This window comes from Ralstonia pickettii (assembly GCF_016466415.2).
Taxonomy (GTDB): Bacteria; Pseudomonadota; Gammaproteobacteria; order Burkholderiales; family Burkholderiaceae; genus Ralstonia; species Ralstonia pickettii.
Genome location: NZ_CP066771.1, coordinates 1,819,993 through 1,846,394 on the forward strand (window position 1 = coordinate 1,819,993; position 26,402 = coordinate 1,846,394).

Consider the following 26,402-nt stretch of genomic DNA (forward strand, 5'->3'; position numbering starts at 1 on the left):
CCCGTGCTGGAAGTGCGCGAAAGCAGGTATCAGAATAAATTATTTTGTTGATCATAAAATAGTATTAGAAGTTATATCTTGCTCTCACTAATCTGCGATGCACGTTACGCGGTCGCGCCGATCCTCCGGCGCAATCCCGACGCGTACAACGGAGTCGCAAATGAAGAGATTCGATGCTGGCGAGACGACCGGCACGGCGCAGGAGACACAGCAGACAACGGGGCAGCCCTACGTCGGCCGCCCGATGCAGCGCGTCGAAGATGCAGCCATCCTTACGGGCCGCGGTCGCTATGCCGACGACCTCGGCGTAAAACCCGGCACCCTCCACGCCGCCATACTTCGCTCGCCACACGCGCACGCCGAACTCGGTCTGATTGACTTCGCCGCCGCGCTGAAGGCGCCGGGGGTTCGCGCGGTGCTGACCGGGGCCGACCTGCCAGCCTGGTCCAAGCCCTTCGTGGTGGGGGTCAAAGCGCCGATGGAGCAATGGGCACTGGCAATGGACCGCGTGCGATACGTCGGTGAGCCAGTCGCCGTGGTCGTGGCTGAGAGCCGTGCCTTGGCCGAAGACGCACTCGACCTTGTGCGGGTGGATTACCGTGTGCTGCCACCCGTGGTGTCAATCGAAGCCGCAATAGCCGACGCCGCGCCCCAACTGCACAGTGGCCTGGGTAGCAACGTCGCCAGCGATCGTCATTTCCGCTACGGTGACCCGGAGGCGGCGTTTGCCACCGCACCGCATCGCGTTTCGCTGACTGTGCACTACCCGCGCAACACATGCACGCCCATCGAGTGCGGCGTGGTCATTGCCGAGCATCTGCCGGGTAACGAGGGCTACCAGGTCACCTCGAACTTCATGGGGCCGTTCTCGCTGCACGCCGTGATGGCGATGGCCCTGCAGGTGTCGGCCAACCATCTGCGCCACATCGCTCCCCGCGATTCCGGGGGCAGCTTCGGCGTGAAGCAGGCCGTATTCCCCTACGTGGTCTTGATGTGCCTCGCCTCGCGCAAGGCCGGCGCGCCAGTGAAATGGGTCGAGGACAGACTCGAACACCTGAGTGCAGCGACCTCGGCCACCGCGCGTCTGTCCACCATCGAAGCTGCCGTCGAAGCGGATGGCCGGATCGTCGCTCTTGATTACGATCAGCTCGAAGACTGCGGTGGCTACCTGCGCGCGCCGGAGCCCGCGACCTTCTACCGGATGCACGGTGTACTGACGGGCGCTTACGCAATTCCCAACCTGCGCGTGCGCAACCGCGTTGTGCTAACCAACAAGACGCCTACCGGCCTCGTACGCGGTTTCGGCGGACCGCAGGTGTATTTCGCGCTTGAGCGGCTCGTGCAGCGGATCTCGATCGAACTCAACCTCGATCCGCTCGACGTCTACCGACGTAACTTCGTTCCGTCCAACGCCTTTCCCTACCGCGCTGCAGCCGGCGCGCTGCTCGATTCCGGCAACTACCAACTGGCGATGTCTCGCGCGCTCGAAACAGGCGCCTACGACGAACTGAAGCGCCGCCGAGACATCGCGCGGGCCGAAGGGCGGCTCTATGGCATCGGCTTTGCGGCGATTGTCGAGCCCTCGGTGTCGAACATGGGCTACATCACGACTGCCACGCCGGCCGAGGCACGCCGCAAGGCCGGCCCGAAGAACGGCGCCATTGCAAGCGCCACGGTCAGCGTCGACCTGCTGGGCGGTGTGGTGGTGACGATTGCGTCCACGCCCGCCGGGCAGGGCCACATGACTGTCTGCGCGCAGGTCGTGGCCGACGTGCTTGGCATCGACCCGGCCGAGGTCATCGTCAATGTCGAATTCGATACCCACAAAGACGCATGGTCGGTGGCCGCCGGCAATTATTCCAGCCGGTTTGCGGGAGCCGTGGCAGGCACGGTCCATCTGGCCGCAACACGCGTTCGCGACAAGCTGGCCCGCATCGTGGCCTCGCAACTCGACTGCGACCCAGCCGAACTGATCTTCGCCGAGGGGCGCATTACGCGCAGAGATGCCCCCGAGACCGCCGTGGTGTTTGCCCGCGCTGCGAGCAATGCGCCGCACTGGTCGCCGCAATTGCTGCCTGCCGGTGAGGAACCGGGCCTGCGCGAAACCGTGTTCTGGTCACCGCCAAACCTTGACGCACCGGACGAGCAGGACCGTATCAACACGTCCGCATGCTATGGCTTCGCGTTCGACCTGTGCGGCCTGGAAATCGACCGTGCCACCGGGCGCGTCCGCATTGACCGCTACGTGACAGCGCACGACGCCGGCAAGCTGCTCAACCCTGCGCTCGCCGACGGCCAGATTCGCGGCGCGTTCGCACAAGGGCTGGGCGCAGCGCTGATGGAGGAGTTCCGCTACGGCCCCGATGGCAGCTTCCAGTCCGGCACGTTGGCGGACTACCTGTTGCCCACAACCTGCGAGGTGCCCGATCCGATGATCGTGCATCTGGAGACACCGAGTCCGTTCACGCCGCTCGGGGCCAAGGGGCTCGGCGAAGGCAACAACATGAGCACGCCGCCATGCATCGCCAATGCTGTAGCCGACGCCCTCGGAGTGCGGGATATCCGGTTGCCTCTGACGCCCGCCAAGGTCATGGCGATGATCGGTCTCGAAGACCCCCCGCCATCGCGCCTCGAACTGGCGGAAACGGCAACGGCTGCCGCCACCGGAGGCAAAGAAAGGTCCAAGGGCGCAAAGGCTCTGAGTGCACGCGGAACGGTTGATTTGGATGCACCGCCCGAGGCCGTATTCGCTGTTCTACTCGACCCGCAAGCTCTGGCCCAGGTCGTACCTGGTTGCCACGTGTTGGAGCCGATCGGAGACAACCGCTACCGCGCCGACGTGACCGTAGGGGTGGGCATGATCAAAGCGCGCTACGAAGCCGAGATTGCGCTGTCCGACCTCGAACCCCCGCACCGGCTGCGACTGTCGGGGGCCGGCCTGTCGTCGCTTGGCAGCGCACGTGGCTCGGGCATGGTCGAGCTGGCGCCGCACGAGGGTGGCACTCGTCTCACGTACGACTATGAGGCCGAGGTATCCGGTAAGGTCGCAGCGGTCGGCGGCCGCATGCTTGAAGGCGCGGCCAAGGTGGTGCTGCGCCAGTTGTTTGAATCCCTGGGCCGGCAAGCGGGCGGCAAGCCAGTACGCAAACCAGGTTGGATCGCGCGGCTGCTCGCGCTTTTTGGAGCCCGGCGATGAAACCCCCCGCCTTTGACTATCTGCGCGCAGAGTCCACGCAGCATGCGCTGGAAGCGCTCGCCCATGCAGGTGAAGACGCCCGTGTACTTGCCGGAGGCCAGTCGCTGATGGCCGTGCTGAACATGCGCCTCGCGCAGCCGCAACTGCTGGTCGATATCTCTCGCACGCATGATCTGAACGCCGTGCGAGTCGAAGACGGCTACCTGGAAGTAAGCGCTGCGGCCACACAGGGCAACGTGGAGTGGCGTCCGTCGCTCGCCAACGAGGTGCCGCTGCTGGCGCTGGCTTTCCCGCACATCTCGCATTTCCAGATTCGCAACCGCGGCACGGTGTGCGGCTCCATTGCCCACGCCGACCCGAGCGCCGAGCTGCCACTGGTGCTCACTGCGCTCGACGGACAAGTGGTGCTGCGTTCGCTGCGCCGCCGCCGCGTGATGCAGGCCACCGATTTCTTTCAGGGAATGCTGATGACCGCGCGCGAGCCTGACGAGCTGGTTGAAGCCGTGCGCTTCCCGTTGCGGCAGCCCGGTGCGCGCTACGGCTTCACTGAGTTCTCGGCCCGCCATGGCGACTTTGCCCTGGTGGCGTGCGCGGCCATCGTCACCGACGATGCCATCGCCCTTGCCGTGGGCGGAGTAGCAGACCGGCCGGTGCTCGAGCGTTGGCCGCGCCTGCAAGGCAAGGCACTTACGGAGGCCATCAACGATTTCAGTTGGAAATTGGGCGCGCAAGACGACGCCCATGTCAGCGCGCAGTACCGCCGCCACCTCGTGCGGCAACTGGGCATGCGCGCAATCGAGGAGGCAAGATGAGTAAAACCAAGAAAGGCGGCGCGCCATCCAATGCGCTTTCTGTGATGCGGCGACAGGAGCACCACCGCATCGCCCTGACATTGAACGGCAGCGCGCGTACCGGCCTGTGTGCGCCGCGCGAGTTGCTATCCGACTTCCTGCGCCATGAGCTCGGCGCCACCGGCACCCACGTTGGTTGTGAGCATGGCGTATGCGGTGCGTGCACGGTGCGTGTGGACGGCGTGGCTTCCCGCTCCTGCCTGATGCTGGCCGTGCAGGCGGACGGTCGTGCAGTCGACACCGTCGAAGGCCTCGCCACGCACGAAGGTTTGAGCGATTTACAGGAGGCTTTCCGCCGCCATCACGCCCTGCAATGCGGCTTCTGCACGGCAGGCATCCTGATGTCGTGCGCAGACTATCTGGAGCGCGTGCCCGAGCCGACTGAGGCGCAAGTGCGCGAGATGTTGTCCGGTCATCTGTGCCGCTGTACCGGCTACACACCGATCGTTGCCGCCGTCCTTGACGTCGCCGCCAGCCGCGCAGGGGCACGCCCGATTTCAGCGCCGGTTTCCGAGGAGACCAGCAATGCTTGATCTCGGCCGCACATTCCTGCAGAGCGTGGAGCGCAGCCCCAACGCTCTCGCCATAGTCGACGGGGACCTGAAACTCTCCTATGCGCAATGGCTGACGCGCATCCAGAGCGTGGCCGCAGGCCTGCTTGACCTTGGCCTGCGCCCTGGCGAACGCCTGCTTGCCATCCTGCAGAACCGCTGGGAGATGGCGACCCTTCACTGGGCTTGCCAGTTCACCGGGATCGTCATCGTCCCGCTGAATTGGCGCGCCAAGCCGGACGAGCTCGACTATTGCGTATGTGACGCAGACGCAAAAGCACTGGTCTTCGAGCCAGTCAGTGCAGACGCCGTTCTCGGCAGTCCTGCCGCGATGAAAATCCTCCGCATCGCACTGGACGGCGCACCACACTCTTCGCTGTCATTTGACACCCTGCTGGGCGCCGCGCCACGGCCAGACAGCGTCCTGCCCGAAGCTGATGACGTCTCGCTCATGTTGTACACCTCGGGCACAACTGGACGGCCAAAGGGCGTGCCCCGCCGCCACAGGCAAGAGCGCGCAGCTGCGTTGGCGCACGTCGCTCAGAACCTGTACCGGCGAGGCGAGCGTACGCTCGGGGTGATGCCGCTGTATCACACGATGGGCGTGCGCTCCTTGCTGGCGATGGCACTGGTGGACGGTCTTTTCGTCTGCGTGCGGCGCTGGAGTCCGTCTCAGACGCTGCAAGCGATCGCTGATCATCGCGTGAGCTGTCTCTACCTCGTCCCCACGCTCTACCACGACCTGCTGGCCGATCCGGGCTTTGACGCGTTACGGGTGCGCTCAGTCACCAAGCTCGGCTTCGCCGGTGCCGCCATGAATGACGGTCTGCTGAAGCGGCTGGAGCAGGCGTTCCACCCAGAGCTGTTCGTTAACCACTACGGCTCGTCCGAGGTCTACACGTTCAGTGTCGAACAGCGCGCGGCGGGCAAGCCCGGCAGCGCGGGTCGCGCTGGGTTCAATACACGACTGCGCCTAGTCCGCTTGGACACCAACTCGCCGGATGCGGTGGTGGCCCCTGGCGAAGAAGGGCAGATCATCGTCGAACTGCGCGGCGACGAAGCCTTTGAGGGGTACTGGAATCGCGACGATGCCAACGCGAAGTCCCTGCGCCAGGGCTGGTACTTCACCGGTGACACCGGCTACTTCGACGCAGAGGGGGATCTATTCGTCAGTGGCCGCGTGGACGACATGATCATCAGCGGAGGCGAGAACATCTCGCCTGCCGATATCGAATCGGTCCTCTCCCTGCACCCTGCCGTGGATGAGGTCGCCGTAGCCGGTTTGCCGGACCCGCGCTGGGGCCAAAAAGTCGTCGCTTTCGTCAAGCCGCACGACGACGTAGATGCCAACACACTGGATGCCTATTGCCGCGACTCCGAACTGGCCAATTTCAAGCGCCCGCGCGACTACGTATTCGTAGCCGATATCCCAAAGTCACCGGTCGGCAAGATCCTGCGCCGCAAGCTGTCGGAGGGTGAATACACCGCTCTCCCCAGCCCTTCTTCCCACGATCTGAACAAGGAGTAACCACATGGATATGACCCAGGCCTTTGCATTGGCCCATCCCGATCAGCAACGACTTCAGGATCTTGACGGCTTTTTCGTTGAGATCGACCCGGCACGCGAACGCGCGGACATCGTGTTGCACCGCCCGCCATACAACGTGATTTCAATGGCCGCCCGCGACCAGCTGCGCGCAGTGTTTGAGGCACTGGACGCCGACGACCGCGTGCGCGTCATCGTCGTGCGTGCGTTGGGCGCGCATTTTTCCAGCGGCGGCGATATCAAGGGCTTCCTGGAAGCCTCGCCCGAGCATGTTTCCAAGCTGGCGTGGAACGTGGCCGCACCGGCACGCTGCAGCAAACCCGTCATCGCAGCAAACCAAGGTTACTGCTTTGGCGTGGGCTTTGAACTGTCGCTGGCGTGCGACTTCCGCATTGCCACCCATACAACCGAATACGCGCTACCGGAGCAGAAGCTCGGGCAGATTCCGGGCTCTGGTGGCTCAGCGCGGCTGCAAAAGATGGTGGGCGTGGGCCGCACCAAAGACATCGTAATGCGCTCGCGCCGTATTCCTGGCCTCCAAGCGTACGACTGGGGTATCGCCGTGGACTGCGTCGCCGACGGCGACCTGACAGCCGCGACTGACGCGCTGGTCGACGAGTTGCGCGCCTTCTCCCCTTTGGCTCAGCGCACCGCGAAAAAGCTGCTGAACGACACAGAGGACGCTCCTCTGTCGATCGCTATCGAGCTGGAGGGGCACTGCTATAGCCGCCTTCGCAGCTCAGACGATTTCCGCGAGGGCGTAGAGGCATTCCATGGAAAGCGTAAGCCCGTATTTCGCGGCAGCTGACCGGATGGGCGGGCGGATCTGAACCGTCCGCCAAGCAAAGTGAGAAGAACGGATCGCGATGCTCATCGAGGCTTCTTAGGGCACCGCAGGTTCAGAAAACAATAGGAGACGACAATGGAAATGCTAGCTAACGATAAAGCGCCGCCCGATGGCGTGGGGAGCATCGAACCACCGACTGTGAGCAACCGGCAGGTGCTGGGGGCAGTCACGGCTTCATGCATGGGATGGGCACTCGATCTGTTCGACCTGTTCATCCTGCTGTTCGTAGCGCCGGTGATTGGCAAACTCTTCTTCCCGTCCGAGCATGCCATGCTGTCGCTGGCAGCGGTCTATGCATCGTTTGCGGTAACGTTACTGATGCGACCGCTAGGGTCGGCAATCTTCGGTTCCTATGCGGACCAGCGAGGGCGCAAGGGCGCAATGGTGGTGGCCGTAACCGGCGTCGGCATGTCGACGGCTGCCTTTGGGCTACTGCCGACGGTCGGCCAGGTCGGCCTTTTTGCTCCGGCACTGTTTATCTTGCTACGGCTGATACAGGGGGTCTTCGTTGGCGGCGTGGTGGCGTCGACGCACACCATTGGCACGGAGTCTGTCCCGCCTTCGTGGCGCGGCGCGGTGTCCGGGCTGGTGGGCGGTGGCGGTGCAGGCATCGGCGCACTGCTGGCATCAATCACGTATATGACTGTCACCATGCTGTTTCCCGGCGACGCTTTTGAGACCTGGGGGTGGCGCTGCATGTTCTTTGCCGGCATCGTCAGCTCTGTGCTCGGGCTAGTCATTTTCAACTCGCTGGAAGAGTCTCCACTGTGGAAACAACTCCAGGCTACCAAGACACACGCGAAACTTGAGGCACATCCGATACGGACGCTCTTCTCACAGGAGTATCGCGGAATCCTGCTGGTCAACATACTGCTGACCATAGGCGGCGGCAGTGCTTACTATTTGACGTCCGGCTATCTACCGACATTCCTGAAGGTCGTGATGAAAGTCCCGGCCGGAGAGTCCGCCGCATTGCTCATGGTCAGCAGTCTGGCCGTGATCGTTGCCTCGGTAGCGGCCGGCCACCTCAGCTCGCTGGTAGGGCGCAAGCGCTCGTTCCTGCTGATTGGCGCGACCGCACTGGTACTCCTGCCTCTGCTCTACCAATGGTTACCCGCCGCCTCGACCATGACGGCGAGGTTCGTTTATACCGCCTCGCTCAGCATGCTGGGATGCGCAGGATTTGCTCCGATCCTAATCTTCCTGAACGAGCGATTTCCCACAAGCATTCGTGCCTCTGGAACAGGACTCTCGTGGAATATCGGTTTCGCAATCGGCGGCATGATGCCGACACTGGCATCGCTGATCGCGCGAACACCAGCAGATCTTCCGCATGTTCTTGGCGTCACCATCGGCGCAGTGACATTGCTGTATCTGGCCGGCGCACTCATCGTGCCAGAGACCACCGGTCGGCTTGGTGACAGCTAGCAGTAGTCTCGGCCGCATTCAGCATGCGGCATGGCTGTCAGCGGGTTTTTCTTCGCATCGCCAGCCAAATGGCGATCTCGATATAGAGCAATGCTCCGACCACTCAGCGCGAAGACTTTCAGCGCAGCGTTCAGGTCGGAGCGCAGCCTCCAAATAAGGAGGACATCGAGCACAGCGCCCTTCTTGCGAGGAGAGGCCTTATCGTTGTAACGGAGGAGCGAATCGACGAAGGCGTTGCGTTCGGCCTCGCTCCGTTTTTGGTGTCGTGCAACTGGACAATTCCGTCGGCAAGATGAACATCGGGCCACCGCAGGGAAAGCAGCTTGCCACGGCGCATTGCGGTTTCGATGACGAAGACGTCGAGCGGGCGGACGTGCTCATTGCGCCAGTCCCCTCCCACGAAGAACCCCTCGGCCACCCCGGTCCATTTCGGACTCAACTTACCGCGCCCAAGCTTCGGCATCGGCATCGGCATCGGCTTTGGTGTCAAAGGTTCGACTTTGGTTTGGGTAACCCGCTGGACGGATCTCGCCCCGTCAGTAGCGACCGTGCTTCCAGATTTCGGCCATTCCTGCTGCAGACGATTCTTGGTTCTCGTGACGTCTGGGTTGAGTTTCGACTCCGCCTGTTCTCCGCGACATGGCGAAGTTCGAGGAAATGGCGAAGCTCGAGGAATTCCGCACAAAGAAAAAGGCCCTCGGCGATTGCCTGAGGGCCTTGTTTCATGCGATTTCTCGCCAGTTTGGTGGTGGTACAGCTACCAAACAGTTTCCGAAAAACCACACCACTACGCCATCTAGTCTTTACGGATTCGGAAAGTACCCCCAAAAATACCCCCAGACCTGCCCTGCTACCCCGCTTTTCTGCTGGCTTGGTACGGCCGCGCCACCTCAGGAGAGGGTGCAAGTAATGCCGTAAAGTGCTGTAGCGTTCTCTAGCTCCTTTATGCAATGTCGCTACGCTCTGCCAGCACGTTCTTCTCCAGCCTGATTCCCTCCATCATTTCGGACCTGCGCCGCATTGCCAACCGCACCCGCGGGGAAACAACCGTTGAGGATCTGCAGACAGAAGCTTGGCTCGTTGCCGAGGAGTTGAGCCGGAACCGCGAGCCGCCTCCCGATGTCGGTGACAAAAGCTTCCACCAGCAAATACTCGGCCGCCTCTACAACCGCTTCGTGAAATTCGCCGACAAGCGCCTGCGTGGTGCCGTGCGTATCGACGAACAGCACTCAGATGATGATGGTGCGATACGGGAAAACTCGATTGCAGCAACGCTGGCGGCCCAGGATGACTCCGATCCGTCGAAGGCCATGGAGGCGCGGGAGAGCGAACACGAGCAAGAATTGGCGGTGCTTGGACACTTCGCCGAAGCCGTTGCATACCTGCGCATCCTTGCTTCGATGAAAAACGATCGATGTGCCGTCGCCGCTCACCTAGCGATAGCAGTGAGCACTCTACACAGCAGGATGAAGCGTGCCGAGTGGGTGGTAAGACTTCAGCCCTCTCTATTCGACGGCATCACCGCTATCCCCAGCGACTTTATGCCTCCGCGCCATAGTGGGCGCCTACCGGCCGTGGCTACCACATCCGAGAAGCATCGACCGCCCGCCTTCCTCACTCAACTCAAGCTATTCGTCCGTGCCTACATCCCAATACGCCAGCTCTAGTAGCGCCTCTTCGACAACAATTCCCCGCAAGCGATGGACAACAAATGACAACAATTCCGCTGAATCGCAGGTTCTACGAGTGGCGCGATAGCGCTGCGGAGATTGCTGATTCCCGACGACTTCTTGGTCTATCGGGCGGGACTCTCGGCTGGAGCGACTTGCTTACACGTCGGCGTGTTGTCATCTTGGCTGAGGCCGGAAGCGGAAAAACTGAAGAACTGTCTGAGCAGACACGGCAACTGAAGGCTGCTGGCAAATTTGCGTTCTACATGACGGTGCAGGATGTTGGGCGTGGAGGACTAGAAAAAGCCATTCGTGTGCCTGACCGCGGACGCTTGCAGGCATGGCGCGAGAGTAATCAGGCCGGCTGGTTTTTTGTCGACTCCATCGACGAAGCAAAGCTCGACCACATCAACCTAGATTGGGCCTTACGCAATTTGGCAGAGGGTATCGCCGAAGCAGAGGGGCGCGCGCATGTAGTGCTGTCCGGCCGCTACACCGATTGGGAATTCGCGCGGGACGCTCGTCGGTTGCAGGATGAGTTACCGTTACCACCGGATGATTTGGCTGAACCGCTGCCAACCCTCAGAACACTAGTCCGCCGTGTACTCCGTCATGAGGAACGTCCTAAGCCGAAGGCTCCGGAAACACCACTGATCGTTGTGATGGCGCCGCTTGATACCGTCCAGGTGCGCACCTACGCGCAAGCCAAGAACACTCCCAATGTCGAGGCACTCTTGGCCGCTATCGAAACAGGAGATTTGCACGAATTTGCGCGCAGGCCACTCGACTTGGAGTGGATCGTACGCTATTGGCACACTCAAGGCCGACTCGGAAATTTTTCCACGATGATCGCGGAAAGCCTGCGTGAACGGTTACAAGAGCAGGACCCGGACCGCAGCCGCCGCGATGGTCTCAATACAGAGCGCGCCATGCATGGCTTGGAGCGCATTGGAGCAACGTTAGTGTTTGGTCGGAAGACGACCATCGCGATACCAGACAAAGACGCCCGCTCTCAAGACGATCCAGCGGCGATCACGATTGATAAGGTACTGCCGGACTGGTCAAGCGAAGAACGCCTACAACTGCTCAGTCGGCCGGCTTTTGATCCTGCGACTTTCGGACTCGCTAGGTTGCATAGCGACAACGAGGGCGTTGTTCGCGCCTATCTGACAGCACAATGGCTGCTGCGCCTCCGCCAAGCCAATCTTCCTCTGCGCCGGCTACACAGCCTGCTGTTCGCACGCAACTACGAAATCGACCTCATCCGGCCATCCATGTTGGAGACTGCGGCCTGGCTCAGCCTTTGGGACGAAAGCGTTGCAGCCGAGGTAGTACGACGTGCTCCGTTCCTGCTCTTTACCGCTGGTGATCCCGCGTGCCTTCCTTTGAAAACGCGCGAAACGGTACTTCGTGCGCTTGTAGCGCAGATGCTCCAGGGAGAGGAAATACCCATGCTCGATTTGAGCAGCGTAACCCGCTTCGCACAGCCCGACATCGCGGCTGCCCTGCGGGCGATTTGGGAGTCTAGCCAACAGCACAAGGAGGTACGAACCTTCGTGCTGCGCCTCATTTGGTTAGGCTCAATCAAAGACTGCGCCGACTTAGCTGCCGATGCGGCGTTGCAGCCAATTCAAGACAATCGCACCTCGCTTATGGCAGGGCGCGCACTGCTTGCAGCAGGTGATGATGTTTTGCGGCAAACATACGCGACTCACATCAAACGAGACTGCACATCCTTACCGTCGTCAGTCGTCTGGGAAGGTGTTGAAGGACTGTTTCCACAGTACATCGGCGTCGACGATCTGGCAGAGATGCTCACTGTTGTGCATCAGCGCGATGAGATGAGCTATGGACTCAGTTCATGGGCCATTGAAAAGCTCGTCGAGAATCTGTCAAGTCCTGACGATCTAACACGGCTGATCGGCCTCCTCCTGCAGCAGTTGCGTATGGGATCAGAGGATGCGGAGGGTGGGGAGACAGAAAAGAAAATCGCCGTCGCAGAGTTGCTTGCATCAGCGGCAGAACGAATCCTTGAGCTGTTGCCGCCCGATAGTGCCCCTGCAGCGGCAATTGACGCGGTTCTGTACCTCGGCGACCGGCGCAACCATCTTGGGCTTCGTGGAACAGGTGAGATTAAAGGCGCCGTCGAAGGATTGCACCAAACGCCTGAGCGGCGGCGGGCTACATTCTGGCGCGCGGCCGACTATTTTGGATCGAGCGAGGACCTTCATGGTCGGGGATTGGTAGACCCTCTGCAGATGCAGTTCCTCGGGTGGTCACCAGGACTCGGCCTGGGCGACATCGATTGGCTGCTCATTGACGGCCCAGCGCGCAGTGTGCCGAACGAGCGACGCTTGGCGATCAACGCTGTGCTGAGACTGTGGGATCAGGCCGCACGCCCTGAAGAACTCCGGGCGCGTATCGCATCCGTCGCCGCATCGACCCCCGAGACGAACGAGGCCTACGAGCAATGGATGCAACCACCAACCAAATCGCCAGACTTGCTCCGTAGCGAGGCAGAGCTTGCTGAGGCCACACGCGAGAACGAGAGGCAGCGGGCCGAACAAGAACAATCGTGGGTCGATTTCGTTGAAAACCTGCGCGACGATCCCGATCAACTGCTCCGCCCCAAGTTAACGCCGGCAACCAGCGTTGACAGCCGGCTGTACTACCTATGGCAACTCCTACAGGCAGCGACCCGAAGCGATTCCCACTATGCGATCAACAACGTCGCACCAATTATCGAGATCGCTGGAGCATCCGTTGCCGCACGGTTTATCGATGGACTCTCCGCCATGTGGCGCACATGGACGCCGACGCTGCGTAGCGCACGGCCGCCAATGGAGCGCAACCAGATCAACATGTTGGATTGCATGGGCATTGCCGCAGTATCCATTGATGCAGCCACGCACCCGGACTGGACTTCTCGTCTAACAGCCGTACAAGCCGTTAGAGCAGCCGAGTATGCAACCCTCGAACTCAACGGCCTACCCAAATGGATCACAAGCTTGGCTGAGACATGGCCAATCGCTGTCCAGGACGTACTAACTGGGCAAGCGATCGCTGACTTAGATAACCCCGAGCCTGGGATTTACTATCAGTCTCTTGACTCCATCGAACGTGCCGATGATGTCGTGGCCCGCGTGATGGCCGAGACGCTATGGCGCGAGCTCAGGGCTAGAGAAAATATGAATCCGCGTGCTCTGCAGCCTATCCTGTCTGTGCTGCGACGTGGTTTGCCCGCAGCGCGACAGCAAGAACTATATGACCTGGCGCTCGTCAGATTCTCCGCCACAGCAGAACCGCGGACTGCCGCTTTGTATATCGGCGTGGCCTATGCGATTGATGCAAAGGGAGCCACCGATGCCCTGGTGGTCAAACTCGACCAAATCGGTGATGCCGAGAAAACGGCATTGGTTGAACGGGTTCTGCCACAAATTTTTGGTTCGCGTATCTCCCTGACCATGCGGGAGCACGTAGAGCTTGATCTGCCAACTCTGGAGCGCCTTGTTGTCCTAGCCTATCGGACGGTGCGGGTCGAAGATGATCACGATCGCATGAACCAAGGAGCCTATTCGCCGGACGAACGAGACGATGCACAGGATGCGCGTTCCGCTGCGTTTGGCCTGCTCGCCAAGAGGCCGGGACGCGCAACCGTCGATGCGCTGCTGCGATTGATCGAAGTACCCGGTTTCCCCATCTCGGCAGCGCGGTTGCGCGCGTTGGCACTACAACGCGCCAGCGAGGATGCAGAAGCAAGCCCGTGGGATTCGGCGGAGGCCCAACATTTTGAAGCGCAGTTCGAGCGCCCCCCTGTATCGGGTCGTGACTTGCAGCTCGTAGCATTGAATCGGCTTGAAGACTTGCAACATGACCTGGTGCACGGCGACTTCCAGCAAGGAACGACTCTAAGCTCGCTACCGGACGAACCAGCAGTCCAAGCATGGTTAGCCGACCGACTACGTCTCGCGCAGGGAATCTCATACTCGATCGAGCGCGAGCCCGAGACCGTCCAGAGAAAAAAACCCGACCTGGTCTTTACTGCAAGAGCGGGCAACGCGAAGGTCCCCGCAGAAATTAAGGTTGCAGGCAGTTGGACGGTTGCGCAGTTGGAAAATGCACTGGAAAACCAGCTCTGCGGGCAGTATCTGCGAGCCCAAGATTGCCGTGAAGGCATCTTCGTGCTCGTACAGCAGGTGCAGCGCACAAGGGGCTGGGAGTTGGCAGACGGAACCCTCATCACGTTTGAACGTCTCGTGCAGCGTCTCCAAGACCTCGCAGCACACATTCGGCAGCGTGAATCACCCGCAGGCCCTCAGCCAGAGATCGCCGTTATTGACGTCGCGAGCTGTTCCAGCACCTCATTAGGAGTCCAGCGCGCAAATGGAAAGCGCCGTGGAGCACGGAAATGATGGGCTCTCTCGCAGAGCGGAGCCTATCACTCACTACATTGGGAGGTACCGCGCATGTTATACAAGGCAGATATTCGAGAGGTAACGATCAAGGACTTGGAGGCATTGAAGGACAACCAGATACCGGAGTCACACACCCTCGATTACAAGCGCGAATTCCCGACGGACAGGGACGGCCGCCTCAGCCTTGCTGCCGACGTTGTCGCATTTGCCAACACGCGAGGAGGCGACCTCATTATCGGCGTCGACGAGAGTGAAGGCTGCATTCGAAACTTCGTACCCATCTCTCTCAACGACCGCGATGCCGCCCTTCTCGGTTTGCAATCTGCGCTGACCGATCTAGTCGAACCTAAGATTCCCGGGATCCATTTGGCCGCAATTTCTATGGGCTCGGGTTTCATAGTAGTCGTCCGCACTCCGGCGAGCTTCCAGGCGCCACATCGGGTCAGGAAAAGCAGCATCTTCTATGCGAGAACCTCGACCGGCATTGATCCAATGGACATCACGACACTTCGCAGCGCATTTCTTCAAAACTCAACTGCTATTGAAAAGGCGAAAGCGTTTCGTGCGAAGCGGATCGAGGAAATGCACTTGCGACCGCTTCCTGTACCACTTCCCAAACGCGCCCTTGGTGTTCTCCACGTTCTACCAATGGCATCGATCTTTGGAACTACTTCCTTCGAGATCGAAGCTCTCCATTCAATCGCGCAAAGCGTCCGACCACCGCTGGCTCATGGATACGGACAAAGGGTGAACCTAGATGGAGTCATGAGCTACTGTGGGGTGGATGAACTGGTGTCTTACACACAAGTATTCAGAGACGGCTCACTTGAAAGCATCATGCCTGTGCAATCGGATAGAGATGACATCGCATGGGTTGGCGAATTCGAAAATGCCTTGCGGCAAGGGCACCACGTTCATCTAACGACCGCGCTGCAAAACCTCGGCTTGGATGGTCCGACATTTTTGATGCTGTCGTTCGTGAACATCGGCGGCAAGCCCCTGGAACCCCCAAATAGCACGATAGCGGCGATCACCGGCGGTACTGCCACGGTTCCCGGCTACTACAAGGATCTGCTTCTACCGGAAATGCTCATCGAATCGTTCGTCTCGTCTTCTCCTGAGATTTATGGGCCGCTATTCGATCTCGTGTGGAACGCCGCTGGACGCAAGAGCCGGCCTAAAAGACCATAGGCACCCCACTCCACTGGAGCGGTCGATCAACCCTCTCGCTCGTTGAAATTTGCCTCCGGCTCACCAAGCTGGGCGATTTGCTTGTGGACGTGCTCGGTCAGGGCCTCTGTCAACCGGTCGGCCTCGACGCCAAGTTCGGCTGCCAACAGCGGCGCCACCCTGGTCGGCCAGTTGAGCCACGCGTCACGCTGTGCCCTGAACTCTTCAAACAGGATGTCGCTGGCGAGGTCCAGCTCGATGAGCGCCCCACACTTCCGCTCAAAATCGAGCCGATTGAGCAAAGCGAGATAGACCTCCTTAATACGGCGTGCCTCGTCGAACGACATCTCCAGATCGATCTCGCCAACCAGCCGGCTGGCAGCCTCGTCAACAGACTCGCCCGGCTTGATCTCGATCCCTGTAGTGCTGACCGGCTGCCTTAAACGCCCCGCCGACTGATCGCTCTTCCGCCCTTGGGCATGTGGTGCGTCGGCGCTGAGGGCCGGGGGCGTGGTTGACAGTTTGCGCCCGCCTTTGTCAACTTCCCCCGCTTTTGTCAACCGCATGTCAACCGCGTCAACAGCCTGGCGCCGCAACGGCGAGCCACCTTCGTGGTACTTCTGCATATGCTCGTCCGTCGCCTCAACGTCGACCAGATTTCCTTGCAGGACAAGCCGTCCAGCGAGTTTCCACTTCATAACCGCTTGGCGTGAAACGCCGCACATGCGGGCGAACTCGGACTGCGACACGCAAGTCATAGATTTCTCCTATCGTGAAAATCCGCGTACTTTGTCAACCAAGTTTCAAGGCTCACAGCTGGAGGGAAATCGGGGTGCGCAATTGCCCTCACTGCATTCGGGAGGGGGAAGGACCCGCGACGTGCCAATGGCATCACCCATTTGCCGTCACCACCTCCCGTGCAGCGCTGCGCCGAGCTGACGCCTGAACGATGAGCCGAGCAGCTTGCGAGCCAGATCCTGGTACACAAGCCGCTGTTTTGCCTCGTGCATGTCTTGGAACTTCACCAGCAACTTGAGCCCAGCCATCTTGCCGCGCGTCGCCTTCGACCTCTCCATCAGAGCATCCGCTTCGCCAGCATTGGTCTTGACCTTGCCGACGAAGACATTATTCTTGGCCGCCAACCGCTTCACCGTGGTGCGCGGCAGGTTGAGCGAGGATGACGTCACCGTACTGCACTCCCACGATGTCCTCAGGTATATCGGAACTGAAGGACCGTATGCGCCGGCTTGAGCGCGCTCATCTCGCATTCAAGGACGGCGTTATTCCAGCTTCCGAGCGGCTCCCCTGCGGAGGATTGGCCGGCGGCGAAGCGGACTACCGTGCTCGATGGCGAGTTGATGGACCAGGTAAAGAACCAGTCGGCATTTCCTAGCGCTTGCCCGCACGAGCTCTGCCCGCAGCGGAACGGGGCAAAATTGGTGATCGTGATCCCGTATCCAAGCTTGGCCGCAAACCCGATGTAGTAGGCCGCCGATTGGCCACCACCGCTGGCGAGCCGCGCCACAACCTGCGCCCGCCTTTGCTGGACAGTTGGCGACTCTCCGGCACACGGATCGGGAAGACCGAGAGTTGACTCCCATTCCGGGAGCAATTCGTACGTCGTGCCGGGAAACGAATCAGCGAGCAGATAGTTCGAACGCCCAGTCTGCCGGCTGTAGATCTGGGTCAACCCAGAAAGAACTTGTGTCTGGATTGCATCTTGATCACGCGGCCAGACGCGGCCGCGCGGCATCAATGCCTGGAACGCGCGGAGGTAGTCAGCGGAAGTGAGGTTAGGTGCGAGCATTGTTTTTCCTCATTGGCTCCACGGTGCCGTATTCCGTCGAATTATTCATTGCAGAAGCTCCCGCAAGTTGCGGCTGTGATACTCATGTCACATTGGCTATTGGGATTACTGTCGCCTGCCGCAGAATGAACCGGGAGGTCACCGGAAAAGGCATCTGCTTCCATAAGCATCGACAGCTGCCGGTGTTATTGCCCACCGCCGGCTGGGGCCTCGCTCGAACACTATTTGCCGGTTAGATGGCACATTGTGTTTCTGCATCGTCAGTCGACGTGCGAAGCATCCACAAGCTGGGCCGCGATGTTTAGGTCTGTACCCGTATGGAAGTCTCGGCCGCGCCAGTCCTGCGCCTTTTTCTGGTAAGGCTTGGCAAGCGCCTCCTCGATGGTCATTCGCGGCGCTTCGGGTTCTGGGGGCTCGCTCTCGTTCGGGCGATCAACGCGCCCGCCGGGGCCGTCGTAGGTGCCCTTACGAACGTAGGGCTTCGGGCGCTTCGCGAGGGGCACATACGCTGAGTGTCGACCGAGGGCGGCCAGCGCTTCATTGACTGGCTTCATTACCTCTACGACCGGATTCGGCATACCCGATTCGCCGCGCAACAGATTGACGCCCACGTTGCCGTTTTGGAATTTGTAGTTGATGGCGGACAGCATGAACGTCTCAGGGTCGGGTAGGTATGCGGCCACGCAGAAATCATTGAGCTGCGGCCCCATCGCTCGAGCCCGTTCCATGATGGGCAGCAGCGCCTTTGCTGCTTCGCGCATCTCTTGGGCAACGAGAGACTTGAAGCTCGCCACTAGCATGCTGACTTCGAGATTGAGCACGCCGCCCGCCGTGTCGATTGCGGCGTCGACTTCCGGCGCGCGAGCCTCTAGGGCTTCGATCCGCGCCTTGGTGCGGCGCAACTCCGTTTCCTTAGTCACCAGTTCCGATTCGAGTTTCTTGATGGCCCGCTCGATTCCCGCCAGATCAGCATCTGCGCATAGGGCTGTGTCGGCCTCGCGGCCCGCAATCTCGCCGCGCAGGCGATTGATTTCCTGCTCCAGCCCCGCTATCTGCACCGGGGCCGCATTGGCGGCTTCGTCCAGCAGCTTGCGGCGCGCCAAGGCATCGTGGACCTCTTGAATTGCGGCCTTCACTTCAGGCGTCAGTGCGTATCCGCCCTTCTCGTTTGCTTCCTGCTTGTGTTTGTTCGTCATAGAGCCTCTGTTTAGTGCGTTAGGGATGGCATGTGTGTCAGGCTCCGAGAGATCGGCGCAGATCCCCGACCACCCACGTCAGGACGCCGCCGATCTTCTCGGGTGGTGGAATGTCGCCAGAGACGACACGATTTCGAACAGTGCGTGGGCTGCAGGCGTATAGCGCCGCGACCACGGGTATGCGCACACGCGCAAGGTCTGGCAGTTCATCGAAATGCGAAAGAACGTGGTTGCATGCTGCTTCAATGGTTTGCATCACCTTTCCTCAAACTGCAAAGCGGTACCTGCACACTAGTCGCAGCAGAAGCACCGCGATATGCCGCTAACGCGTTGACGGGGTATGCAGACGCGTTGAGATACCATTCCCCAGCTCATCGCGATCGCCAATGCCAATGCTCGGCGACGCCCTCCGCACGATTGGCTCTCTCTGCAACGCCATTGCCAAGCCATCAACAAAGGAGAGAACGTGACTTCAGGTCTTACCCCTTCAGAGAAATTTGTTGCCGGCCTGTGCGAGCGCGCATTTCTCCGCCTTTGGACACATCCAAACCCGAAGGGAAAGAAGGGCAAGGAGCTGTGTGATTGCCTTATCGTGTGCGGCCCACACGTTGTGATCATTTCCGTGAAGGACAACGAGTACCGCGAGACCGGCGATAAGACGGGATGGGAAAGGTGGACTAAGGTTGCTATCGACAAGTCGATAGCGCAGATATGGGGAGCCGAAAGGTGGCTCGACACCGTGGAAACGGTCGAGCGCACGGACGGCCGTACTGTGGCCCTTCCCCCCAAGAATCAGAGGCGGTATCACCGCATCGCGGTTGCGCTTGGCTCGCGTGGGGAAGTTCCTCTCACTTGGGGTGACTCTGGTACGGGCTTTGTCCACGTCTGCGATGAGTTCAGTGTCGGCGCCCTGTTCCTGGCGCTCGATACGATCACGGATTTTGTGGAGTTTCTCCAGGCTGCGGAAGAACTCGTGACCGGCGGGATGCGTCCTCTCTTTTCCGGAGGAGGCTTAGAGGACCTTGTTGCCCTCTATCTACTCCGCGACCGTTCCTTCAACTTTGACAGTCGGAAGCAAGACAAAACGGACGCGATGCTTATCTTGCACAATGACATACGGAAGGGAATGGTCGAATCCGACGAGTTCAAGCGCATGAGGAAAGACTTGGAGAACTCGTACGTTTGGGACCGTCTGATTGACCTCTACACCAAGGACCTTCTGACAGGCGGCATGTTTGACATGCATAGCCAACAGGCTACTGATAACGAGCTCGCTTTGGTCACAATGGCCATCCAGCCTCGAGTGCACCGCTCGTTTCTCGCCGAGGCCTTTCTCCAGTTCCTCAACAGTGGTGCATTGAAGTCTGCAGCGAGGGTGGCCCAGGGCTATGCGGATACCGCCTTTGTATTCACCACCGGCAGTAGCAGCGACCGAGAACAGCGCAGCAAGGAACTGTTCCTAAGGTGTTTGGTGGTACGAGGAAAAATGCCAGGCGTGAGGACAGTTGTGGGAATCGCTACAGACCGCCCCGGAACCTCGTCCATTGGATACTCGTCCGACATCGTCTATATCTGTTTGAAGGAGTGGAGCGACAAGCAAGCGGCGGATGTCGACGGAATTCAGCGTGATCTCGGATATTTCCAGAATGTGTCATGGACAGGGCGATGAGGCACGCCCTTTCTATGTCCCTAACTTGACCTCTCCAACATGGGTTCTATTCGAGCTTGGGATCTGACTCCTCCTTCCTTCTGGCGTTAGGGACATAACCAAGCTCCTTGAGCCAACCCTCAACCGTCCTCTGCGCTTGGTCCGGCATCAGGGCTCGACCGATCGTCGTGAGCTGAAATTCAGATACTCGGTCCTTGATGCCGATGGCTGCACTCCTCCTGCTTCGGTAGTTCCCTTCATTCGCCAGTTTCAGCGCGTACTCTTTCACAGGCTGCAGTTTCTTTTGCTTAGCAGCCGCTGCATTCTTGCCGCCGTCCGATTTGACCGCAACTACGCCTGCCTGCCGCGCCGTAAGCACCCGGTGAACCCGTCTTGCCAGCTAGGTGGCGCTGGGCGTCCAGCGATGCGGGAGCAGTTCGGCGATGTCGGCCGCCTTGTGGGTCGGCAGTCGCGTGAGGACGTCTTTCAGATAGGCGTAGGGATCGTGCCCGTTGAGCTTGGCCGATTGGATCAGGCTCATGACGGCAGCCGCGCGTTGACCGGCGCGCAGTGAGCCTGCAAACAACCAATTGGAGCGACCCAGGGCAACCGGCCGGATCTGTCGCTCGACGTGGTTGTTGTCGATGGGCACCGTCGGGTCGTCGAGGTAACGCACGAGAGCCGGCCACCGCTTGAGGCTGTAGTCAATGGCCCGCGCGATCGCCGAGCCGTCTGGGACGCGGCGTCGCTGTTCCTCGAGCCAGGCGTGCAGCCGCTCTAGAATCGGGCCAGCCCTTTGTTGCCGCGCTGCCAGGCGCTGGTCTGGCTCAGCATCCCGCACTTGCGCCTCGATCTCGTACAAGCTCACCATGTAGCGCAGTGCCTGGCCCGCCAATTCGCTCTTGTGCTTGTCGTGCAGTTCAAAGAACTTGCGCCGCGAATGGGCCATGCAACCGATCTCAGTGACGCCACCGTCGAAGCTGGCCTTGTAGCCGGCGAAGTCATCACATACCAGCTTGCCTTGCCACTGCCCCAGGAACGCGCGAGCGTGCTCGCCGCTGCGGCTGGGCGCAAACTGGTAAATCACCGCGCGCATCTTCTCGAACTCGCTCGGCGCATAGGCCCACAGGTAGGCGCGGTGCGTCTTGCCATTGCCGGGCGCGAGCATCTGCACTGGCGTTTCGTCGGCGTGCAGAACACCGTGGCTCAGAACCTCTTCTTGCAGGGCGTCCACCAGCGGTTGCAGACGCACGCCACAGATGCCCACCCACGCGCCCAGTGTCGATTGCGGGATGGCCAGACCGGCGCGCGCATAGATGCGCTCCTGCCGATACAGGGGAAGGTGGTCGCCGAACTTGGACACCAGCGTATGTGCCAGCAGTCCGGCCGTCGGGATGCCTTTGTCGATGACGTGGGGTGGCACCGGCGTCTGCACCAGCGTCTCACACTGATCGCACACCCATTTGCCGCGGATGTGACGCTCCACGGTGAACGTGCCCGGCGTGTAGTCCAGCTTCTCGCTGATGTCTTCGCCAATGCGCTTGAGCGCACACCCACAGGTGCAGGTCTCTGCGTCCGGCTCGTGGTGGATGTCGGTGCGCGGCAACTGCGGCGGCAATGCCTGGCGCTTGGGCTTGCTCTTGGCTTCAGATTTGGACGACGGCAGGAGCGCTTCCAGTTCGGTCTCAATCGCCTCGAGGTCTGCGTCAATGGCTTCGTCCAGCAGACTCGCCTGTTCAGATGTCAGTTGCTCGCTGCGCTTGCCGAACTTCCAGCGCTTGTGGATGGCCAGCTCGTGTGTGAGCTGGTCGATCTTGGCTTGCCGGTACCGCAACTCCCGGTCCTTCTCGCCGACCTGGGCCATCAACTGCGCAGCCAGTGTGCGCAGTTCGTCCGGGCTCAGGGCATCGAGGTTGGTGGGTAGGTTCATGCGGCGAGTCTGCCAGAACCCCAAGTCCTCTGGAAGGAAGCCAGTTTACGGCTTTGGGGGTATTACACGACCGTGATCGCGTGGTCGTGGGTGAGCGTCTGCCAAGGCAGCCCCGTCACCAGCGCACGCAATTGCTCGGGATTGAGCGCCGTGGCGATCGCCTGGTCGCCGTTCGTCCAGATGAAGCGCCCCTTGTTGAGGCGCCGCGCGGCCAGCCAGATGCCGAAGCCGTCGTAGACCAGCACCTTCATGCGCGTCGAACTCTTATTGGCAAACAGGTAGGCGTGGTGGGGGCGTGCCGCGCCGAACACCTTGACGACCCGCGCGAGGATCGTTTCGGTACCGGCGCGCATGTCCAGCGGCTCCACGGCCAACCAGATCGCGTCCACCCGAATCAACGCAACCACCCTTGCAGCCACTGGGCGCACTGCGCTGCGGCCGATCCCGGCCAGCGAAGACTGATCGTCGTCGCGCCACGGCGGACTTCGATCTGGATGTCCGGCACGGCAGTGGTCGGCTCGCCGATCCGCAACGGGATGAACTCGCCTTGCGGCACCCTCATCAACTCGCGGTCCTCAGGCGCGCCATTCTTTGCTTCCTGCTCGGCGACCCAGCGCCGCAGCAGATTCGCATTGAGGCGATGGTGCAGGGCTATCGCCGCGATCGAAACACCCGGCTGCATGCACTCCTGCACTGCCTTGGCCTTGAACTCGGCGCTATGCCGACGTCGGCGCCGTATTGGCGCGCTCTCTTCGATAGTGTCCACGTGTCCACCTAGAACTAGATGGACACGATGCTCCTTGCTACGCGGGTCCCCTTCAAGACGGGTTCACCGGGTGCTTACGCCGCGCCTGCTCGAATCGCACAGGAAGAGCAGCAAGGAAGTCGATGAATGCCAGCACGTTGCCGGCCTCAATCGACCAGGATAGCTCCTGGGCGTGGAGTTCGAGTTCTGCAGTAGGAATTTGCCGGTTGGCGAGCGTCTCTTCGCACTTCGCTATCGTCGCGAAACAAGTCAAAAATAGGGTAGCTGCAAGATCCTTGAGCCCCTCCAGGGGAAGCGCCCTCTTGTCCAGCATTGATCGAAATGATTGCCGAAGGCGGTCGAGCTCGTCTGATTCCATGGCGCCTCTATGCGCACCCTATCGAGAGAGGAGCCGCGCCGGCGAGAGGATAGAGTGACTCTCGTATTCGCCCTGTTGAGCTAAGCGCAGCGGTGGCATTTTTGACAGCATAACGGCGGTGTTGAAGCGCTCGCGGAAATACGCCAGGTCGTCAGCTAAGGTGGAAACGGGCTGACGAGCTACCAAACCCAGCAGGCGCGTGAGGCAATCAGCTGGCCAGCCCTCGATGTCGGCCACCTTGCTAACAGTCGCCTTGAGGTCGTCTAACAATGCCGCAGCGCGGTCGGGCGACATGGGCGCACACCACGGCATGAACGGACCATCTGCCATCGGGTAGCGAGATAAGTCCGCAACGCAAGCAACCATTGCCGCCTTGTTCTCGGCGAGCAGCGGTAGCACGGCTTTGACTGCATCCTCGGGGCCCTTGTACCGCAGACGGTCGCCGTGGACCGTCAGGCGTACGGAGAGACGCCGACACTCACACCACAATTCGAAGGGGCTCATAGCTCACCTCCAGCCTCGTCATCGCCGGAAACCGGCTTGGATTGCGAAGAATCCGCCGAAGGCGTCAGTCCCTCAGCGTTGGCGCCTTCGGGAAACGCGCTTGAATTGACCGCCCGCAAACCCTTGTCGGCGCTGAAGGCGCCAACTGATGCCGAAGGCGCCAAGCTACGGAGAGCGGGAATCTTCGTGGCACCTTCGGGAGTTGGCGCCTTCGGAAGTGCCCATTCCCACCCCTCTTTCACGCCGAGCTTTCGCTTTTCGACTCCGAGATTGGAACTGGCGCGCTGCATCGTTCTCCACGCAAACCCGGCTCCATCTGCGTCGGCCTTTATCTCCTTTGCTCGCACGGGGCCATCAGCAAGAAGACCTGCTAGGAATTCGGCAGCTTCGTCCGAGGTTGTTCGTTCCTGGTCGTCTTCCTGCTCAATATCACCCAGGATCTCGCGCGCGGTGCCCTGGATAAGCTCACCCCACACAATCCGGCTGGCGGTAATGCCGATGCCTGCCTCCACCTGCTCGATGGAGTAGCTCACGCCGCCATCATCAGGGGAGATATTGGACTTGGCACGGGCAAGGATGCGGCGCTCGGCGGCTTCATCTTTGCCAGCCACCAGCACCATGCGGGCCAGTGCAACAAACGCCTGGGAGCCTATAACCCGCTCGGCTGGACTCGTCCCCTTCGTGCCCTTGGCAAAGTGCGAGATTCCCAGGACGGCACACCGATGTGCCGCTGCCACATCGACAAGGGACTGCAGGTTGCGACGCACATCGTTGACGCGGTGCGCATCACCAGATACCGCGCTTACGATTGGATCGACAATGAGCAGATCAGCGCCGCCCATTTCAGTCAGCCGCTCAGACAACAGATGCATGTCCCTGGCCGGGTCGAACGGCTGCAGCTCGCCGTGCTCATCTGCCACAGCTTGGGCGAAATGGATACGGTGCAGATCGGCGCCGGCCGCCATCAGGCGAGGGACCAGCGTGTCGGCCGGGTCATCCTCGCTCGACCAGATGAGCACTCGGCCGGCGGCGCGAGCCTTTACCCCGTCCGGCCAGATACCTCCCTGGGAGACGATGGCACTGATTGCAAGCGCGAGCGTCGTCTTGCCCGCGCCCGGTGACCCGGCGAGGAGGCTAATCTTCCCTGCCGGCAACCACCCGGGCCACAGCCAGGTGATTGCTTCGGGCGCGATGTCAGCCGCACAGGCCAGCATCAATCGGGGGCGGCTAGCGATTGCCTGTGTGGTGGACGTAATGCCCGCTTCCTGGGCATTTTCCGCGCCAGCGTCACGCCCTCCTGTCTCGGCGGCCTCAATGCTCGCCAGCACGGCACCGCCGCCGCAAGCAACGTGCAGATCGTTGAAGTCGGTGGCGCCGTCCGGGCGCTCCGGTCCGAAATCCGGTACCGCCAACAGCGCGCCGATGGCCTGGGCGGCCTCCCTCGCCTTGGTCAAACCCGGGTTGCCGGCCGTCTCGATGTCGTCGTCTGCGCAGACGATCATCAGCACGTCGGGCAACTTGGCCCGCAGCGCCTGCGCCACGGCCAGCAGGTTGCCGGCGTTCATCGCAGCTGCCACCGGGTAACCGGTTGTCTCGTACAAGCTGCACGCCGTCGCCCAGCCCTCGCAGACGAGCAGAGGAGTATCCAACCCAGGCTTGCCGCCCAGGGCACAGTAGCAGCCCGCCACCGTGCCGCCCGTCTTGAAGCGCTTGGATCCATCCGGCTGGATGAACTGCAGGCTGCGCAACTCGCCACCAGCGTCGCGCAGCGGAATCAGCAAAGCGTTGCGCAACTGCTTCGCGCCGGCCGGCTTGATGCCCTTGCGCTCGATATAGGCGTGTCCGCCGTCAACGTTCGCCGCGATGTTCCACAGCTCCGCACACTTCACAGCGGCTTCCTCCGCCACCTTGGCGCGCTCGGCAACCGCATCAACCTTGGCCTGCTCGACGCGCTGGCGATGCGCTTGGCGCTCGGCATCCGTCATGGTGCGATCGGCCTTAGCGCACCACGTCTCGCACAGACCCGTGCGCCAGTCGCCAAAGCTACCGGCCGGCAAGCCATCACCATGCAGCACATACCAGGCACTGCACTTGCCTCGCTTCTCATCAGGGCCGTCGAAGCGGTGCAGCTTGCCATCGTCCACAATCTCTCGGGGCTGCAGGCCACACTCCGCCATCGCGCCGGCGAATTGCTCGATGTAGTTTGTGGGAGCGTTCATTGCTGCGCCTCCCATTGCCGCCATACCGCAGCGTCGGCGCGGGACAGTTCACCTAAGGCAAACGCGTGGCGAGCAGCAGTGGTAATGCGGTATAGCCCGCGTGCGTCTATCTTGTCGGCCAATGCCAGTGCACCGGCTAGCGACAAGCTCACAACCGTGCCATTAGGCGCTTGCACAGCGATGGATATGTCGTCACCGGCCCCGACGATGTTGTCGCCAATCCAGCGCAACGACGAAGCGTAGGCATGAGCGCCCCCGCCCGACTGCCCTTGCAGTCGGTTCAGATTCGGATTCATAGGT

22 protein-coding genes are annotated in these 26,402 nt (G+C 60.9%); 10 read left to right on the forward strand and 12 right to left on the reverse strand.

The features are described from left to right. The first annotated feature begins 160 nt into the window (after positions 1-160). From RP6297_RS08560 to RP6297_RS08600, 9 genes are all read left to right on the forward strand, one after another. Entirely contained in the window at positions 161-3,196 is a 3,036-nt protein-coding gene (locus RP6297_RS08560) for a xanthine dehydrogenase family protein molybdopterin-binding subunit (RefSeq protein WP_009240914.1), read from the forward strand. Beyond that, a complete protein-coding gene (locus tag RP6297_RS08565; protein WP_009240915.1) occupies positions 3,193-4,008 on the forward strand; it encodes an FAD binding domain-containing protein in 816 nt (271 codons plus the stop codon). Before RP6297_RS08560 ends, RP6297_RS08565 begins: the two co-directional genes overlap by 4 nt. Then, positions 4,005-4,580 carry a (2Fe-2S)-binding protein gene (locus RP6297_RS08570; protein WP_009240916.1) on the forward strand — a complete coding sequence of 192 codons (576 nt, stop codon included), beginning with the start codon at positions 4,005-4,007 and terminating at the stop codon, positions 4,578-4,580. The genes RP6297_RS08565 and RP6297_RS08570 overlap by 4 nt, the downstream gene beginning before the upstream one ends. Continuing rightward, the gene (locus RP6297_RS08575; protein WP_009240917.1) at positions 4,573-6,126 is read left to right on the forward strand and encodes an AMP-binding protein; all 1,554 of its coding nucleotides are present in this window, start codon (positions 4,573-4,575) and stop codon (positions 6,124-6,126) included. Before RP6297_RS08570 ends, RP6297_RS08575 begins: the two co-directional genes overlap by 8 nt. 10 nt (positions 6,127-6,136) lie before the next feature. Further along, a complete protein-coding gene (locus RP6297_RS08580) occupies positions 6,137-6,952 on the forward strand; it encodes an enoyl-CoA hydratase/isomerase family protein (RefSeq protein WP_037028844.1) in 816 nt (271 codons plus the stop codon). A gap of 114 nt (positions 6,953-7,066) precedes the next feature. Beyond that, a complete protein-coding gene (locus RP6297_RS08585; RefSeq protein ID WP_009240919.1) occupies positions 7,067-8,419 on the forward strand; it encodes an MFS transporter in 1,353 nt (450 codons plus the stop codon). Positions 8,420-9,369: 950 nt separating this feature from the next. Continuing rightward, the gene (locus RP6297_RS08590; RefSeq protein WP_009240920.1) at positions 9,370-10,086 is read left to right on the forward strand and encodes a hypothetical protein; all 717 of its coding nucleotides are present in this window, start codon (positions 9,370-9,372) and stop codon (positions 10,084-10,086) included. Between the two features lie 44 nt (positions 10,087-10,130). Then, the gene (locus tag RP6297_RS08595; RefSeq protein WP_009240921.1) at positions 10,131-14,501 is read left to right on the forward strand and encodes an NACHT domain-containing protein; all 4,371 of its coding nucleotides are present in this window, start codon (positions 10,131-10,133) and stop codon (positions 14,499-14,501) included. Positions 14,502-14,555: 54 nt separating this feature from the next. Beyond that, the gene (locus RP6297_RS08600) at positions 14,556-15,695 is read left to right on the forward strand and encodes an AlbA family DNA-binding domain-containing protein (protein WP_009240922.1); all 1,140 of its coding nucleotides are present in this window, start codon (positions 14,556-14,558) and stop codon (positions 15,693-15,695) included. A 26-nt stretch (positions 15,696-15,721) separates the two neighbouring features. Here RP6297_RS08600 and RP6297_RS08605 read toward each other — a convergent pair whose 3' ends face one another. The 5 genes from RP6297_RS08605 to RP6297_RS08625 all read right to left on the reverse strand — a co-directional run bounded on the left by RP6297_RS08605 (position 15,722) and on the right by RP6297_RS08625 (position 18,933). Further along, on the reverse strand, positions 15,722-16,432 hold the full coding sequence (locus tag RP6297_RS08605; RefSeq protein ID WP_009240923.1) for a hypothetical protein: 711 nt from the start codon (positions 16,430-16,432) through the stop codon (positions 15,722-15,724). 147 nt (positions 16,433-16,579) lie between these two features. After that, complete coding sequence (locus RP6297_RS08610) at positions 16,580-16,861, reverse strand: hypothetical protein (RefSeq protein WP_009240924.1); 282 nt, start codon at positions 16,859-16,861, stop codon at positions 16,580-16,582. A gap of 23 nt (positions 16,862-16,884) precedes the next feature. After that, complete coding sequence (locus RP6297_RS08615; RefSeq protein ID WP_009240925.1) at positions 16,885-17,481, reverse strand: YmfQ family protein; 597 nt, start codon at positions 17,479-17,481, stop codon at positions 16,885-16,887. A gap of 260 nt (positions 17,482-17,741) precedes the next feature. Then, the gene (locus RP6297_RS08620; protein WP_009240926.1) at positions 17,742-18,677 is read right to left on the reverse strand and encodes a hypothetical protein; all 936 of its coding nucleotides are present in this window, start codon (positions 18,675-18,677) and stop codon (positions 17,742-17,744) included. 37 nt (positions 18,678-18,714) lie between these two features. Continuing rightward, positions 18,715-18,933, reverse strand: a complete 219-nt coding sequence (locus RP6297_RS08625; RefSeq protein WP_009277574.1) for a helix-turn-helix transcriptional regulator — start codon at positions 18,931-18,933, stop codon at positions 18,715-18,717. A 210-nt stretch (positions 18,934-19,143) separates the two neighbouring features. On the opposite strand from RP6297_RS08625, the gene RP6297_RS08630 reads away from it, so the two are divergent. Further along, complete coding sequence (locus RP6297_RS08630) at positions 19,144-20,346, forward strand: hypothetical protein (RefSeq protein WP_009240927.1); 1,203 nt, start codon at positions 19,144-19,146, stop codon at positions 20,344-20,346. A 379-nt stretch (positions 20,347-20,725) separates the two neighbouring features. Here the strand turns inward: RP6297_RS08630 and tnpC are convergent, their stop codons facing one another. The 7 genes from tnpC to RP6297_RS08665 form a co-directional block, all read right to left on the reverse strand. Continuing rightward, complete coding sequence (tnpC, locus tag RP6297_RS08635) at positions 20,726-22,255, reverse strand: IS66 family transposase (RefSeq protein ID WP_009238807.1); 1,530 nt, start codon at positions 22,253-22,255, stop codon at positions 20,726-20,728. Between the two features lie 62 nt (positions 22,256-22,317). Beyond that, on the reverse strand, positions 22,318-22,608 hold the full coding sequence (tnpB, locus tag RP6297_RS08640; protein ID WP_004633551.1) for an IS66 family insertion sequence element accessory protein TnpB: 291 nt from the start codon (positions 22,606-22,608) through the stop codon (positions 22,318-22,320). Between the two features lie 41 nt (positions 22,609-22,649). Continuing rightward, positions 22,650-22,937, reverse strand: coding sequence for a helix-turn-helix domain-containing protein (locus RP6297_RS08645; protein ID WP_012435592.1), 288 nt, complete (start codon positions 22,935-22,937; stop codon positions 22,650-22,652). Between the two features lie 136 nt (positions 22,938-23,073). After that, a complete protein-coding gene (locus RP6297_RS08650) occupies positions 23,074-23,379 on the reverse strand; it encodes a hypothetical protein (RefSeq protein ID WP_223293223.1) in 306 nt (101 codons plus the stop codon). A gap of 18 nt (positions 23,380-23,397) precedes the next feature. Beyond that, on the reverse strand, positions 23,398-23,883 hold the full coding sequence (locus RP6297_RS08655; RefSeq protein ID WP_009240929.1) for a hypothetical protein: 486 nt from the start codon (positions 23,881-23,883) through the stop codon (positions 23,398-23,400). Further along, positions 23,880-26,102, reverse strand: a complete 2,223-nt coding sequence (locus tag RP6297_RS08660) for an AAA family ATPase (protein WP_009240930.1) — start codon at positions 26,100-26,102, stop codon at positions 23,880-23,882. Before RP6297_RS08660 ends, RP6297_RS08655 begins: the two co-directional genes overlap by 4 nt. After that, positions 26,099-26,398 (reverse strand): hypothetical protein, encoded by a 300-nt coding sequence (locus tag RP6297_RS08665; protein WP_009240931.1) that lies wholly within the window; start codon positions 26,396-26,398, stop codon positions 26,099-26,101. The genes RP6297_RS08660 and RP6297_RS08665 overlap by 4 nt, the downstream gene beginning before the upstream one ends. Positions 26,399-26,402 lie beyond the last annotated feature (4 nt).